The 14741-nt window shown below is 43.4% G+C and carries 11 protein-coding genes and 1 pseudogene; all 12 read left to right on the top strand.

The window, feature by feature from the left end:
* The first annotated feature begins 162 nt into the window (after positions 1–162).
* On the top strand, positions 163–2709 hold the full coding sequence (locus CARFE_RS0108060; protein WP_084138873.1) for a cytochrome c3 family protein: 2547 nt from the start codon (positions 163–165) through the stop codon (positions 2707–2709).
* A gap of 62 nt (positions 2710–2771) precedes the next feature.
* Positions 2772–3236 carry a hypothetical protein gene (locus CARFE_RS0108065; RefSeq protein ID WP_028052386.1) on the top strand — a complete coding sequence of 155 codons (465 nt, stop codon included), beginning with the start codon at positions 2772–2774 and terminating at the stop codon, positions 3234–3236.
* A gap of 160 nt (positions 3237–3396) precedes the next feature.
* Positions 3397–5820 carry a 3-hydroxyacyl-CoA dehydrogenase/enoyl-CoA hydratase family protein gene (locus CARFE_RS0108070; protein WP_028052387.1) on the top strand — a complete coding sequence of 808 codons (2424 nt, stop codon included), beginning with the start codon at positions 3397–3399 and terminating at the stop codon, positions 5818–5820.
* Between the two features lie 11 nt (positions 5821–5831).
* Positions 5832–7004, top strand: a complete 1173-nt coding sequence (locus tag CARFE_RS0108075; RefSeq protein WP_028052388.1) for a thiolase family protein — start codon at positions 5832–5834, stop codon at positions 7002–7004.
* Positions 7005–7022: 18 nt separating this feature from the next.
* Positions 7023–8768 carry an acyl-CoA dehydrogenase family protein gene (locus CARFE_RS0108080; protein WP_281170182.1) on the top strand — a complete coding sequence of 582 codons (1746 nt, stop codon included), beginning with the start codon at positions 7023–7025 and terminating at the stop codon, positions 8766–8768.
* A 259-nt stretch (positions 8769–9027) separates the two neighbouring features.
* The gene (locus CARFE_RS0108085) at positions 9028–9624 is read left to right on the top strand and encodes a TetR/AcrR family transcriptional regulator (protein ID WP_011344508.1); all 597 of its coding nucleotides are present in this window, start codon (positions 9028–9030) and stop codon (positions 9622–9624) included.
* Positions 9625–9820: 196 nt separating this feature from the next.
* Positions 9821–11002, top strand: coding sequence for an acetyl-CoA C-acetyltransferase (locus tag CARFE_RS0108090; protein ID WP_028052390.1), 1182 nt, complete (start codon positions 9821–9823; stop codon positions 11000–11002).
* A gap of 17 nt (positions 11003–11019) precedes the next feature.
* The gene (locus CARFE_RS0108095; protein WP_210432945.1) at positions 11020–11865 is read left to right on the top strand and encodes a 3-hydroxybutyryl-CoA dehydrogenase; all 846 of its coding nucleotides are present in this window, start codon (positions 11020–11022) and stop codon (positions 11863–11865) included.
* Positions 11866–11897: 32 nt separating this feature from the next.
* On the top strand, positions 11898–13040 hold the full coding sequence (locus CARFE_RS0108100) for an acyl-CoA dehydrogenase (RefSeq protein ID WP_028052392.1): 1143 nt from the start codon (positions 11898–11900) through the stop codon (positions 13038–13040).
* Positions 13041–13058: 18 nt separating this feature from the next.
* Complete coding sequence (locus tag CARFE_RS0108105) at positions 13059–13841, top strand: short-chain-enoyl-CoA hydratase (RefSeq protein WP_028052393.1); 783 nt, start codon at positions 13059–13061, stop codon at positions 13839–13841.
* Positions 13842–13854: 13 nt separating this feature from the next.
* Positions 13855–14616 (top strand): electron transfer flavoprotein subunit beta/FixA family protein, encoded by a 762-nt coding sequence (locus tag CARFE_RS0108110; protein ID WP_028052394.1) that lies wholly within the window; start codon positions 13855–13857, stop codon positions 14614–14616.
* 12 nt (positions 14617–14628) lie between these two features.
* A pseudogene (locus CARFE_RS16835) lies at positions 14629–14741 on the top strand (electron transfer flavoprotein subunit alpha/FixB family protein); the annotation flags it as partial.

The raw sequence follows: 14741 nt of genomic DNA on the forward strand, positions 1-14741 counted from the left end.
ATATTTACAATTGGCGTAAATATATTAGTGGGTTTAAAAAGAGAAAAGTTACACAAGGAGGTGCATTCCGCCCCAGAGGGACCCAGTCTACTTCCGGAAAGGGGGGAGAGGAGAAGAGGAAGCGGGTTTCTTGGGGTAGTAATAAAAACAAGGAGGTTTACCATGAGAAAAGGGCTTGTTTTAATCCTGGCGGTATTAATGCTAATTATTTTTACCGCCACGGCCTATGCCGCTCAGGTGCTGGTGCCAACCACCGATAAAGATGTTTATGGCCCAGGAAGTTACATTCCTACACCTACAAGTAAAACAGTTTATGGCTATAATAATTCACCAGCAAAATTTAATGCTGATGGTACAACTTATTATCCCAATGAAATTTACCTCCCCAATGAACAAAATCCTGCCAGTTACCGCATTCACAGCAACTACTCCAAAAATACCGACGCCTGTGCAGCCTGCCATGCTACTCACACCGCAGTAGGCCAAACCCTTTTGCAGTGGGGAACAGTATATGATACCTGTATGGCCTGCCATGATGGTACTATTGGTACAACCTATAACGTTGAAGAAGGTTATATTGCTAATACCGGAAATCCCACTTTTGGGGGAATGTTTGGAACCGGTAGTGAATCTTCGCTTTCACGTCATAACGTGGTTGGGTCGGTCCAAATTTTTGCAGCTCCTGGCGGAAATACCACCGGTAATTATGAAATCAACAATACTCCGGACAAAGCTAATGCAACTGCCTGGGACATTACCTTTGGTTGCGAATCCTGCCACAGCCCCCACGGCTTAGGTGGTAATGCCAGAATCTTAAACCCCAACGTTAATGCTTACAGTTACCTTAACTATAAGTCCAATATAGAGTACATTTATAATGAAGTAACAGGTTATTATGAAAATGCCCAAAAATTCCAGTGGGTCAGAAGCTATCCATATAACAAAGGGACTCAGGTTTGGGTAAATGGGCAGTTGAAAACTGAAGGCGTGGACTATATTTTAGATGGTACCAGCGGCGAAACCAAGATTAAATTACTCCAGGAAAATGGAAGCGTAACAGTAGTGTATGCTTACTTCTATCCTGCTTTGAAGGTCAAAATGGAAGTAAAAGACTACCTAAAATCCAGCGAGTTCGTCCAGCACACTTACGGAATCAATCAATTTTGCGGCGCTTGTCACACCGATTACAACACCGATACCGGAAATATAGCTACCAGTACCGGTTCTTCGGATAAGTTAACCGGTCAGTATACGGAAGCATACCGGCACCAGGTTGGCTTTAAGGTTGACGAGTTTAAAGCCTTCTTGCCGTTAACCAACATGGTCTACGAAAAGCGGAGTGACGGCGATGTCATGACCTGTCTCACCTGTCATTATGCTCACGGTACATCTAAAGATTTCTGGACAAGAACACTAACCAATGATTACTGGTCCGGTCAGGTAATTGATGAGATTGCCGGTTCTTCAGCGTTAAAGCGGGCACCCAACATGGGAACCTGCGAAACCTGCCACCGGAAAGGTCCTGCTAACGAAGGTTATGCTGCCAATGCAGGCGAATCTAATGCTGTAACTCCAACTGCTAACGTAAGTGATGGTACTTCCCAAGCTAATGCCAAGTTTGTGGGCTCGGCTAAGTGCGTTGAATGTCACGCTGCTTATGCTGAAGGTATTAAAGAAACCTACCACAACAATATGGCAACCTACTACAATATTGACAAGAATTCTGCTCCATCGGAGAGAGCGTATAAGGGTTCGGTTGCTTTATTAAGTGTATTTAACGATAACCCGGCTTTAAAAACCACTGCTCCGTTTGTTTATATTTGGGATGCGATTAATGGAAAGACATCAACCTTTGATGTTGTCCTTTGGGGTAAGCCGGATGAAGCAGCTTATGTTGCGGTTTGGGATGGAAGTGCATACCAACGGAAAGCTGAACTTGAATATAATAAGACAACAGGCAAGTATGAATTAGTTTCTAAGAGTGGAACGCTTACCTGCATCAACTGCCATTCAGTTAACAACTATACCTTTGCCAAAGCAACTCCATTGACAACGGATGTTGCCCAGCAGATTTACAATGTTGGTATTCCTTACATTTCACTCCCACAGGGCGTAACAGACTTTTATTACAATGCTGGTGGAACACCAAAGGCTACATTACGCACCCTTATTACCAATGGTGGCGTTGTTACTGCATCAGACGGTACTGGGGTTGTAGAATTACAAATTAACTGCGAGGCCTGCCACGGTCCCGGAAGTGCCCACGTTGCAGCCCCCAGCAGCAAGAACATCACTGGCTGGAAGCAGTACAATTATGCTGTAAGGGTTGGTTTGCCATTCCAAACTAAGGATGGTGCATTAACCGGTATTAGCTTACCGACCAAGGCTCAGTCCTGCGGTAGCTGCCATAACAGCAATACTCACCAGGGCTTCTACTACAAGTCCAAGCACTTTGTCAATGGCCAGATGGACTGCATGGTCTGTCACGATCCGCACAGCGATAAGTACGAGTATCAACTTAAGTTGCCGGTTAAGTCTCTCTGCATGAGCTGTCACGATGCAGGTGTGGCAACCGGTAATATTCCGGTATTCACCAGAGAAGATACTGAGAAGTTCCTTGGCTACTATTCCACCGCATATCACCTCTTTGATGATATGGGTACTATTAACGAAGCAACTTATGCTGCAACTAACAACTTGTTGCCGTAAGCATAATTTGCAGGGTCGGGTAAAACCCGACCCTGCTCTTAAACTTTATAGGAGTGAGTATGATGTATCGTACTGGAAGAGTAATACTATTAGTGGTTATCCTTTTTTCTTTAAGTGGGTGTAGTTTATTAGAAAATACACCTTTGGATAAAATCATCAACAATAATTTTATTGATAATATAACCATGAAAATCAAAACTACATTTAATTCTTATCCCCAAACCCCGGAAGAACTGGCAAAAGCTTTTGCCAAAGCATTAAAAAGTAACGATATAAAAAAGGTAAATAAATATTTACCGGTTCCCGACTCTACCGGTAACCCTACCGCAAGTAATTATTTGAATTTTGGCGGTGGAAAGGATTTTAATGTATCTAAGCTTCGAGGTGATTCAAATAGGACTTATTTTTTACTTGAAAATGAAAACGAAAAAAATGATAAATACATAATCTTGGTTACTAAATTTAACGACCGCTTCGTTGTTGCGTCAATGGGACCTTATGATCCCCAAATACTTGAGGTAGAATAATAAAAGACTAAAGTAACTTACTTTTGAAATAAATTATCAAAATTTTAGAACAATATATTGAATTTTGCGGCAATTAAGAATATAATTACAAAGTAAGAAGGTTTTCTTTTTTTACCAGCATAATGAATGAGTATTCATTCATATTTTAACTCAAGGAGGGATGAGGGTGTACAAGATTAACAAAGTAGGGGTTATAGGTTCCGGGATAATGGGAAGTGGTATTGCCGCACTTTTAACCAATGCCGGTATCCCGGTGGTTTTGCTGGATATTGTGCCGTTTAATTTAACCCCCGAAGAGGAAAAAAAGGGACTTACTTTAGAAAGTCCTGAGGTTCGGTACCGGATTGTTAAAGGGGGATTGGAAGCGGCGAAAAAAGCATCCCCGGCGGCTTTTGCCGTACCGGAAAATGCTGATTTAATTACTATTGGTAATTTAGAAGATGATTTACACCTGTTAAAGGACTGTGATTGGGTTATCGAGGTTGTGGTAGAAAACCTTGAGATTAAGAAAAATTTATTTACCAAGATTGCTCCCTATTTAAAGCCGACGGCAATCATCAGTACCAATACTTCCGGAATTTCCGTGAACAAAATGGTTGAACACATGCCCAAAGAGTTCCGGGAACGGTTCCTGGGAACGCACTTCTTTAACCCTCCTCGTTACATGAAGCTATTAGAAATCATCCCGGGAAATGAGACCAAACCGGAAATAGTGGATTTCATGGCTAAATTTGGCGAACGGGTACTGGGCAAAGGTATTGTTTTTGCCAAGGATACTCCGAACTTTATCGGTAACCGCATTGGAGTCTACGGGATTTTACAAATAATGAAAGCTTTAGAAGAAGGCTATACTGTAGAAGCAATCGATGCTCTTACCGGTCCTGTCATGGGCCGGCCGAAGAGTGCAACTTTCCGTACCGCTGATTTGGTTGGATTAGATACATTAGTTCACGTAGCGAAAAACGTTTATGATAATGTTACCGATCCTGCGGAAAAAGAACTTTTCCGGGTGCCGGAATTCTTAGAAAAAATGGTTGCCAATAAGCTTTTAGGGGATAAGACCGGTCAGGGATTTTACAAAAAAGTTAAAACCGAGGAAGGTAAAGAAATCTTAAGCCTGGATGTCAAAACTCTCCAATACAAGCCCCAGGAAAAAGTTAATTACCCATCGTTAGAAGCGGCTAAAGCAGCGGAAGGGTTAAAAGCCAAACTGCAAACCTTAATTTCTGGAAAAGATGAAGGGGCCGCTCTGGTCTGGAGAATAATGAAAAAGACCCTGCTGTATGCTGCATCTAAGATTCCCGAAATTGCCGATGATATTGTTAATATCGACCGGGCCATGCGCTGGGGCTTTAACTGGCAGTTGGGTCCCTTTGAAACCTGGGATGCTATTGGGGTAGAAAAAACTGTAGCCCGAATGAGGGAAGAAGGAGAAGTAATTCCGCCGATTGTGGAAAAGCTCCTGGCCAAAGGGTACAAGAGTTTCTACAAATATGAAAATGGCGTGACTTACTACTTTGATCTTGCTACCGAAGATTATAAGCCAGTTGAACTGCCGAAAGAATTTTATGTGATTAAGGACTTAAAAGCTCAAAATAAAGTTATTTTTGAAAATCAGGGAGCGTCGTTAATTGATATCGGGGATGATGTGGCTCTCTTGGAATTCCATTCCAAGAGCAACGCTATTGGTGATGACATACTTTCCATGATTAGAAGAGCTACCGAAGAGGTCAGCAGGAACTGGCGGGGTCTGGTTATTGGCAATGATGGCAAAAACTTTTCCGTGGGTGCTAACCTGGCTTTAATTCTCATGACCATTGAAGATGAAGATTGGGATGAATTAGATTACATGGTAAAGACCTTCCAGGACAGCCTCTTAACGTTGAAGTACTGCGACAAACCGGTGGTAGCTGCACCTTTTGGGATGACTGTGGGTGGTGGCTGCGAGGTTTGTTTGGCTTCCGATGGTATTCAGGCGGCAGCGGAAACGTACATGGGCTTAGTTGAAGTGGGAGTAGGCCTGGTACCAGCTGGCGGCGGACTTAAAGAGTTGGTCTACCGCATGACCGAATACGCCAGCGATACCGGTGGCTGGAGAGTAGCCGGAGCGGTAGATTACAAGCCGTTTATCTTTAGAGCTTTTGAACTGGCGGCAACCGCACGCGTATCTACCAGCGGTCAGGAAGCTAAGAAACTTGGCTTCTTGAGACCCTGTGATGGTGTCACGATGAATCGGGATTATCTCATTCATGATGCCAAAGAACGGGTTCTTTATATGTCGAAGATGGGTTACCGTCCGCCGGTTCCCAAGCCCGTAAAAGTTTTAGGCACCTCTGGTTATGCAGCTTTAGCTTCGGTTATTCACAATATGAAAGAAGGCAATTTCATCACTGAATACGATGCTCATATTGCCAAGAAGATTGCCTATGTTTTAACCGGTGGAAATGTCCATCCGGGAACCTATGTAACTGAACAGTATCTCTTAGATTTGGAAAGGGAAGCGTTTTTAAGTTTAGCCGGCGAACGGAAAACACAGGAACGGATTCGCCATATGCTTCTTAAAAATAAACCGCTTAGAAATTAGGAGGTGATGCTATGCGTGAAGCGGTAATTGTAAAAGCATTAAGAACTCCGGTAGGAAAAGCTCCCAGGGGAAAACTAAGAAATACTCGCCCGGAGGATCTGGGAGCATTGGTTATAAAGGAAATTATCAACCAGACGGGAATTAACCCGGAGATTATTGAAGATGTTATCATTGGTTGTGCTTTTCCCGAAGCGGAACAGGGGATGAATTTAGGACGGGTAGTTGCTTTAAGAGCTGGTTTGCCCTACTCAGTTCCCGGTGTTACTGTTAACCGCTTTTGCTCTTCCGGTTTAAATGCCATTGCCGATGCGGCAATGAAGATTATGACCGGAATGAGCGATGTGGTAATAGCTGGCGGTATCGAAAGTATGAGTATGGTACCGATGGGCGGAAATGACCTTTTGCCCAACCCGGAATTAATGAATGTAATGCCCGATGCTTATCTCAGCATGGGTCTTACTGCTGAAAATGTGGCTACTCGCTATAATATTTCCCGGGAAGAGCAGGACGAGTTTGCCTATAAAAGCCACATGAAAGCAAAGGAAGCAATATTGGGCGGTAAATTTAAAGATGAAATTGTTCCGGTACCGGTAGTTGAAAAAATCTTTGACGGAAAGAAAGTTATTGAGAAAACCGAAATGTTTGAAGTAGATGAAGGTCCGCGCTTTGATACTACCCTTGAGGCTCTGGCCCGGTTAAAGCCGGTTTTTCGGCAGGGTGGCACGGTTACAGCAGGGAATTCTTCGCAAACCAGTGACGGTGCTGCAGCAGCCTTATTAATGTCGGCGGAAAAAGCCGAAGAGCTTGGCTTAAAACCAATTGCTGTATTTCGCTCCTTTGCCGTAGGCGGAGTGGAGCCGGAAATTATGGGTATTGGTCCTGTGGTAGCTATACCTAAAGCCTTAAAATTAGCCGGTATTACCTTAGATCAGGTGGACGTATTTGAGTTAAATGAAGCTTTTGCGGCTCAAGCACTGGCTGTAATAAAAACTTTAGAAATTGACCCTGCGAAAGTTAATCCCAACGGCGGTGCTATTGCCCTCGGTCACCCGCTGGGCTGTACCGGTGCTAAACTTACGGCAACTCTTCTTTCGGAAATGCAGCGGCGTAAAGCAAAATACGGTGTGGTTTCAATGTGTATCGGTGGCGGTATGGGAGCTGCCGGAGTCTTTGAATTAATTTAATTCAAACGGGAGGGGTTTATGATGTCTGAAGTTTTAAAAGGTGGCGAATTTTTAATTAAAGATGCTGAGCCTCAATCGATTTTTACACCGGAAGATTTTACCGAAGAGCACCGCATGATGGCAAAAATGGTTAAAGATTTTATTAACAATGAAGTATTGCCCAAGAGTGAAGAAATAGAAAATCAAGTTGAAGGTGTAGTTCCAACATTATTGCGTAAAGCCGGGGAATTAGGACTTTTGTCGGTAGATATTCCTGAAGCATATGGTGGTATGGAACTGGACAAAGTAAGTACTGTTATCGTTACAGAAAATGTTTCTGGCCAGGGTAGCTTTGCCACAGCGCATGGGGCACATACCGGTATAGGTACTTTACCAATTGTATATTTCGGTACTGAGGAACAAAAGAAAAAGTACTTACCCGGACTTGCCAGCGGTGAAAAACTTGCAGCTTACTGTTTAACCGAACCTGGTTCCGGTTCCGATGCTCTGGCAGCAAAAACTAAAGCTGTGTTAAGTGAAGATGGTAAATACTACATCTTAAACGGTACCAAACAGTTTATAACCAATGCGGGCTTTGCAGATGTATTTATTGTTTATGCCAAAGTTGATGGAGATAAGTTTACAGCTTTTATCGTGGAACGGGATTTTCCCGGGGTATCTTTCGGACCGGAAGAAAAGAAGATGGGTATTAAAGGGTCTTCTACCCGGCAGGTTATTTTAGAAGATGTCAAAGTTCCGGTGGAAAACGTTTTGGGCGAAGTTGGTAAAGGTCATGTAATTGCTTTTAACATTTTAAATATCGGGCGGTTTAAACTTGGAGCTGGATGTGCTGGTTCCTGCAAATTAGCCCTAAGTACTGCTGTTAAGTACGCAACCGAAAGAAGTCAATTTGGTCAACCAATTGCCAACTTCGGTTTAATTAAGAACAAAATCGGCAGAATGGCAGCTTATACTTTTGCTGCAGAAAGTATGGTTTATCGCACTGCCGGAATGATGGATAAGATTTTAGGTGATGTTAAAGGCAAATCCGGTGCTGAAGTGGCTAAAGGCATTGAGGAATATGCTATTGAGTATTCTATAAACAAAGTGTTTGCTTCCGAAGCTTTAGATTTTGTAGTGGATGAGACCGTTCAAATTTTTGGCGGTTACGGCTATACCCAGGAATATCCGGCGGAAAGAATGTACCGGGATGCAAGAATTAACCGGATTTTTGAGGGTACCAATGAAATTAACAGGCTAATTATTCCGGCCCAGTTACTGCGAAAAGCCCAAAAGGGTCAGCTTCCGCTTCTGGCTGCTGTCCAGAAGTTGATGGGTGAAATTGTAGCCCCACTGCCGCCGGTGGAAGATGTGTCAGGACTTAACCGGGAAAAAGAAGCAATTAGCCGGGCTAAAAAGTTAGCTTTAATGGCTGCAGGGCTGGCAGTTCAGAAATTTAAGGAGAAAATTGAACAAGAACAGGAAGTTCTGGGAATGATAGCTGATATGGCAATTGAAATTTATGCCATGGAAAGCTCTTATTTAAGGGCTGTAAAGACCGGATCTGAATTGCAGGAAAAGTATGTTAAGATCTTTGTGGCTGAGAGCTTTGCTAAAATTGAAAAACTTGCTAAAGACCTCCTGGCGTATGTTTCCGAAGGAGATGAGCAGAGAACTTATCTGGCGGTGGTTAGAAAGTTTGCGAAACTTCCGCCGGTTAATACAATTAAGTTAGCCCGGGAGGTAGCAGAGGTTATCATTGATAACCTTGGTTATAAAGCTTAGCTTATTTTCTCCTCTCCCATTTAATAAATGCGGGAGTAACCGCTCCCGCCTTGTTCTTAGGCACTTACCGATTGCCGGTAAGTGCCTATTTTTTAGCCGGAGGAGAAAAGCTCCTCAAAAATAACAAGCTGGCAGTCCTAATTTTGTTTTAGATCTTAAAACTTTTAAAAATTACGAAAAAAATCTTAAATTCTGAATGAATACTCATTCACTTTTTTAAGTTATTGTGTTATAATTTAAAGAAAAAACGGAGGGTAATATGGCCAAAAAGAGCATAGATAAATATGAAGCTATCTTAGATGCTGCTGCAAAAATCATCGGGGAAGTTGGCTATCATAAAGCCCAAATTTCAAAAATAGCACGGGAAGCTAACGTAGCTGAAGGAACAATTTATCTTTATTTTAAAAATAAACAGGATTTACTTTTATCCCTTTTTCAAAAGAGATATGGGGAGTTTATTTCTAACTTAAAAGTCGAGATAGCTGCTGCTAAAACGCCACTGGATAAACTAAAAAAACTTATAACTATGCACTTGGAGAACTCCGAAAAGGACCGCAATTTTGCCCAGGTTACCCAGATTGAATTACGTCAGGCTGATAGAGATTTGCGGCAAAAATTGTCGGAATTATTAAAGGATTATTTTTATATTATTGAAAGTGTCATAGAAGAAGGAAAAGAACAGGGAATTTTTCGCAAAGATATTTCTACAAAGGTCATTCGGCGGATGATTTTCGGAACTTTGGATGAAACAGTTTCTTCCTGGTTATTATCGTCCCGCCGTTATAGTCTGGCAAAACTTAGCGATGATGTTTTTCAACTGTTTTGCTACGGTATAATTAAGCAAAATAACGAGTAGATTAAAATACACAAACAATTTCAAAAATTAACAATATAAAAAATATTTAGTCAAACCAGCAGGAATTTTATCTTAAGTTACGTATTTAAAATAATATGGTTTTCGCTTTACTCTTTTACGAGGGGTGGTGGATTAGAAAGAGAAAAAACGGAATTTTTTGTATTTTTAATCATTGGGAGTTTGAGGAGGGGAGAAAATGAGAGAAGTAGTTATTGTAAGTGCGGCCCGAACACCCTTTGGGAAGTTTGGTGGGGGACTTTCGGCTTTAAAAGCGGTTGACCTGGGGGCAATAGCTATCAAGGCAGCGGTGGAGAGAAGCGGAGTAAGTCCGGAAGAGTTTGACTATGTTTACATGGGTCAGGTTTTACAGGGAGGAGCGGGTCAAATACCTTCCCGGCAGGCGGCAAGAAAAGCGGGTCTACCCTGGGAAGTTCCGTCAGTAACGGTAAACAAAGTATGTGCCAGCGGTTTAATCGCGGTAGCTATGGCGGCAAAGATGATTGCTTTAGGTGAAATTGACGTGGCAGTTGCAGGCGGAATGGAAAGCATGAGTAATGCCCCGTATATATTGCCCAGTGCTCGCTGGGGACAGAGAATGTTTAATTTTGAAGCTATAGATTTAATGGTGCATGATGGTCTCTGGTGTGCTTTTTATGACCGGCACATGGCGGTTCACGGCTCGGAAGTTGCCAAGGAATATGGTATTTCCCGGGAAGCTCAGGATGAATGGGCATATATCAGTCAAATGAGGGCTAAAGAAGCAATGGAAAAAGGACGGCTGAACGATGAAATTGTCAAAGTTGAGGTACCCGGGAAAAAAGGAGAGGTCGTTGTCATTGAAAAAGATGAACAGCCGCGTCCCAATACAACGATTGAAGCTCTTTCTAAACTTCCGCCGGTTTTTGATGCCAACGGGACCGTTACTGCCGGAAATGCCCCCGGTGTAAATGATGGAGCAGGAGCTTTGGTTCTAATGAGTAAAGAAAAAGCCCGGGAACTTGGAATTAAACCTCTGGCGACTTACCTTGGCCATGCCGAAGTAGCTTTAGATGCCAAATATATTGCAACTGCACCGGGACAGGCGATTAACAAGCTTTTAGCGAAGAAAGGAATGAAAATTGAACAAATAGATCTTTTAGAAGTTAATGAAGCTTTTGCGGCGGTAGTTTTGGTCAGTCAAAAAATTGCCGGATATAACCTTGAAAAAGTTAATGTTAACGGTGGAGCTGTAGCTTTTGGTCATCCCATCGGTGCAAGCGGGGCCCGTATTTTAATGACCCTGATTTATGAGTTAAGACGTAGGGGTGGAGGAACAGGAATAGCTGCCATTTGCAGCGGAGCGGCCCAAGGGGATGCCATGTTGATTAAAGTGGATTAGGAGGGATTTAAATGGATATTAAAAAAATTATGGTTGTTGGGGCCGGACAAATGGGCAGTGGGATAGCCCAGGTTGCAGCGCAAGCGGGTTTTGAAACGGTATTACATGATTTAAATCTTGATATTGTGAATAAAGGGTTAGAAACGATAAAAAAGAGCCTTGCTAAGTTTGTTGAAAAAGGGAAAATAACTGAAGCAGAAAAAAATGAAATTTTAGGAAGAATTAAGCCTTCCGATAGCTTAAAAAATGCTGCCGATTGTGATTTGGTAATTGAGGCGGTTGTGGAAAAAATGGAAGTTAAGGCTAAAATCTTTGCTGAACTGGATCAAATTGCCCCACCTCATGCGATTCTGGCTACCAACACCTCGTCTTTGCCGATTACCGAAATTGCGGCAACAACCAAGCGCCCTGAACGGGTTATCGGCATGCATTTTATGAATCCCGTACCATTGATGAAATTGGTGGAAATAATTCGCGGTTTGCAAACCTCCGATGAGGTTTATCTGGTAATTGAGGAACTTAGCCGCAAAATGGATAAAGTGCCGGTAGAATGTAAAGATGTTCCTGGTTTCGTTTCCAATAGAGTTTTGCAGGTAATGATTAATGAAGCTATTTGGTGCCTCTATGAAGGGGTAGCATCGGTAGAGGGAATCGATACCATTATGAAACTTGGTATGAATCATCCGATGGGTCCTCTGGCCCTGGCTGACTTAATTGGACTTGATACAGTTCTTGCTATTTTAGAAGTTCTATATAACGGTTATGGTGACCCCAAATACCGTCCTTGTCCGCTGTTGCGGCAATATGTTAAAGCGGGATGGCTAGGAAGAAAAACCGGTAGAGGGTTTTATAACTATTCTTAATCCTTTTTGGGGTCATACGGGGGAGGGGAAAGATGGATTTTCAGCTTTCGGAAGAACAGCAAATGTTTGTTGACATGGTACGAAAATTTGCCCAAAGAGAAATTGCACCAATTGCGGAAAAGACCGACCGGGAGCATCGTTTTCCCAAGGAGACGTTAGATAAATTGGCGGAATTAGGTTTAATGGGAATTCCCATTCCCGAAGAGTACGGAGGAGCAGGAGCTGACTACTTTTCCTACATTTTATTTATTGAAGAAATTGCCAAGGTTTGTGCCTCAACTGCGGTGATTTTAGCTGTACACATTGGGCTTGGCTGCATGAGTATCTATATGTTTGGTAACGAAGAACAGAAACAGAAATATTTAGTTCCAATGGCTCAGGGGAGAATGCTTGGAGCTTATGCTTTAACGGAGCCTAATTCCGGTTCCGATGCGGCCAGCTTGAGGCTTTCAGCGGTAGATAAAGGTGATCACTTTGTCTTAAATGGCAGTAAAATTTTCATCACCAATGGAAGCTATGCCGACGTTTTTATTACCTTTGCAAGAACTGACCCCGCTACCAAAGGGGCGGAAGGGATTACCTGTTTGATAGTTGAAAAAAATACACCGGGACTTACCATTTCTAAACCGGTAGAAAAAATGGGACTGAATGGTTCGGTTACCTGCGAGCTGTATTTTGAAAATGCCATAGTCCCAAAAGAAAATGTTCTGGGGAAAATTGGCGAGGGCTTTAAAGTTGCCATGCAACTTTTAGATGGCGGGCGAATTGCGATTGGAGCCCAGGGTTTAGGTATTGCGGAAGGCGCTTTTGAGTATACCCTTAACTACATTAAACAGCGGGAGCAATTTGGCCGGCCTATTGCCGCAAACCAGGGGATTCAGTGGATGGTGGCGGATATGGCAACGGAGATTGAAGCGGCGAAGTTATTAGTTTACCGGGCTGCCTGGCTGAAAAATAATGGGTTACCCCACAGCAAAGAAGCGGCGATGGCCAAAAAGTATGCAACCGATACAGCAATGCGGGTAACTACCGATTGCGTACAACTGCTCGGCGGTTACGGTTATACCAAGGAGTATCCCGTAGAGCGCTACATGAGGGATGCCAAGATCACGCAGATTTACGAGGGGACCAATCAGATTCAGAGAATTGTAATTGCTCGCCACCTCTTAAAATAGGGGAACAGGGGGGAAAGTATGGAATACAAAACGATTTTGTTTGAAAAGAAAGACCAGGTCGGTATTATAACCATAAACCGACCCCAGGTATTAAATGCTTTAAATTCTGAAGTGTTAGAAGAGTTAGATTCTTTACTGGATAAAATAGCTGAGGATGAAAGCATTACGGTGGTAATTTTAACCGGTGCGGGAGAAAAGAGTTTTGTGGCGGGAGCCGACATTTCGCAAATGAGGAATTTTACTCCCCGGCAAGCCAGGTATTTTGCCAAGCTTGGGCAAAAGGTGTTATCAAAACTTGAAAGAATTCCTCAACCGGTTATCGCTGCGGTTAACGGGTTTGCCCTTGGTGGTGGCTGTGAAATAGCAATGGCCTGTGATTTCAGAATTGCTTCAACTAAAGCAAAATTTGGACAACCGGAAGTAGGATTAGGGGTTACTGCAGGCTTTGGCGGTACTCAGAGGTTGCCGCGACTGGTAGGAAAAGGTATGGCAGCCGAGCTCTTATATACCGGTGAGATGATAGATGCTCAGGAAGCCCTGAGAATTGGATTGGTTAACAGGGTAGTAGAACCGGAAGAACTGATGCCAAAAGCTTTAGAAATTGCTCAGAAAATAGCAGCTAAAGCAAAGCTTGCGGTATTTTATTCCAAGGCTGCCTTAAATGAAGGGTTAAATATGGATTTGGAACGGGCACTGGCGTATGAAGCGGAGATGTTTGCCCTCTGCTTTACGACCAGTGATCAAAAAGAAGGCATGGATGCCTTCTTAAATAAAAGAAAACCCGAATTTAAAGGAGAGTAAGGAGGGAGATTAGGTGAAACTGGTAGTTCTTTTAAAGCAAACCTTTGACACCGAAGCCAAGATAGTATTAAAGGACGGGAAAATTGACGACAGCGGGGTAACCTTAATCATTAACCCCTACGACGAATTTGCAGTAGAAGAAGCACTAAGGATTAAGGAAAAACTTGGGCAGGGGGAGGTAGTGGTAGTATCGGCGGGGAGTGATAGGGCCCAGGAAGCGTTACGGCAGGCCTTAGCCATGGGAGCCGACCGGGCGGTACTGGTCAAAACCGACGGCCTGCAGTTAGATGAAAGCGTGGTAGCCGAAGTACTGGCGAAAGTGCTGCAGCAAATGGAATACGACCTTATTTTAGCCGGCTGGCGGGCCATTGACGACAGTTCCGCCCAGGTAGGGGTACGGGTAGCCGAGATTTTAGGCTTACCACAAATCAACCTTGTCACCAAATTAGAAGTAGAGGAAGGCAAGATTACCGGCCACCGGGAAATCGAAGGTGGCACCGAAGTGGTAGAAGTACCCCTGCCGGCCCTTGTCACCGCCCAGCGGGGGTTAAATGAACCGCGGTATCCTTCCATGAAAGGCATCATGCAGGCCAAGAAAAAAGAATTAAAGGTCATAAACGCCGCGGACCTGGGGTTAAACGCCACGCCCAAGGTAGAGATAAAAGAAATCTTTCTTCCCAAAGGCAAGCAGGCGGGGAAAATCTTCACCGATGAGCCGGCGGTAGCGGTAGCCAAGTTAGTTAAAGCCTTACGGGAAGAAGCCAAGGTAATATAGGGGGTGGAGCTAATGGGTAAAGTATGGGTAGTAGCAGAGCAAAGGGAAGGTAAGTTAAAGAAAGTAACCTTTGAGATGGTAACTTTAGCCCGGCAAATAGGGGGAGAGGTTGAAGGGGTAGTAAT

Origin of the sequence: Carboxydothermus ferrireducens DSM 11255 (genome assembly GCF_000427565.1) — a bacterium.
Classification (GTDB): domain Bacteria; phylum Bacillota; class Z-2901; order Carboxydothermales; family Carboxydothermaceae; genus Carboxydothermus; species Carboxydothermus hydrogenoformans.

Bases quoted from the DNA above. Each gene is read 5' to 3' on its own strand.
- CARFE_RS0108090 (WP_028052390.1), top strand. From the start codon at position 9,821: ATGAGAGAAGTAGTTATTGTAAGTGCGGCCCGAACACCCTTTGGGAAG.
- CARFE_RS0108065 (WP_028052386.1), top strand. From the start codon at position 2,772: ATGTATCGTACTGGAAGAGTAATACTATTAGTGGTTATCCTTTTTTCT.
- CARFE_RS0108105 (WP_028052393.1), top strand. From the start codon at position 13,059: ATGGAATACAAAACGATTTTGTTTGAAAAGAAAGACCAGGTCGGTATT.
- CARFE_RS0108100 (WP_028052392.1), top strand. From the start codon at position 11,898: ATGGATTTTCAGCTTTCGGAAGAACAGCAAATGTTTGTTGACATGGTA.
- CARFE_RS0108070 (WP_028052387.1), top strand. From the start codon at position 3,397: ATGAGGGTGTACAAGATTAACAAAGTAGGGGTTATAGGTTCCGGGATA.
- CARFE_RS0108085 (WP_011344508.1), top strand. From the start codon at position 9,028: ATGGCCAAAAAGAGCATAGATAAATATGAAGCTATCTTAGATGCTGCT.
- CARFE_RS0108075 (WP_028052388.1), top strand. From the start codon at position 5,832: ATGCGTGAAGCGGTAATTGTAAAAGCATTAAGAACTCCGGTAGGAAAA.
- CARFE_RS0108060 (WP_084138873.1), top strand. From the start codon at position 163: ATGAGAAAAGGGCTTGTTTTAATCCTGGCGGTATTAATGCTAATTATT.
- CARFE_RS0108080 (WP_281170182.1), top strand. From the start codon at position 7,023: ATGATGTCTGAAGTTTTAAAAGGTGGCGAATTTTTAATTAAAGATGCT.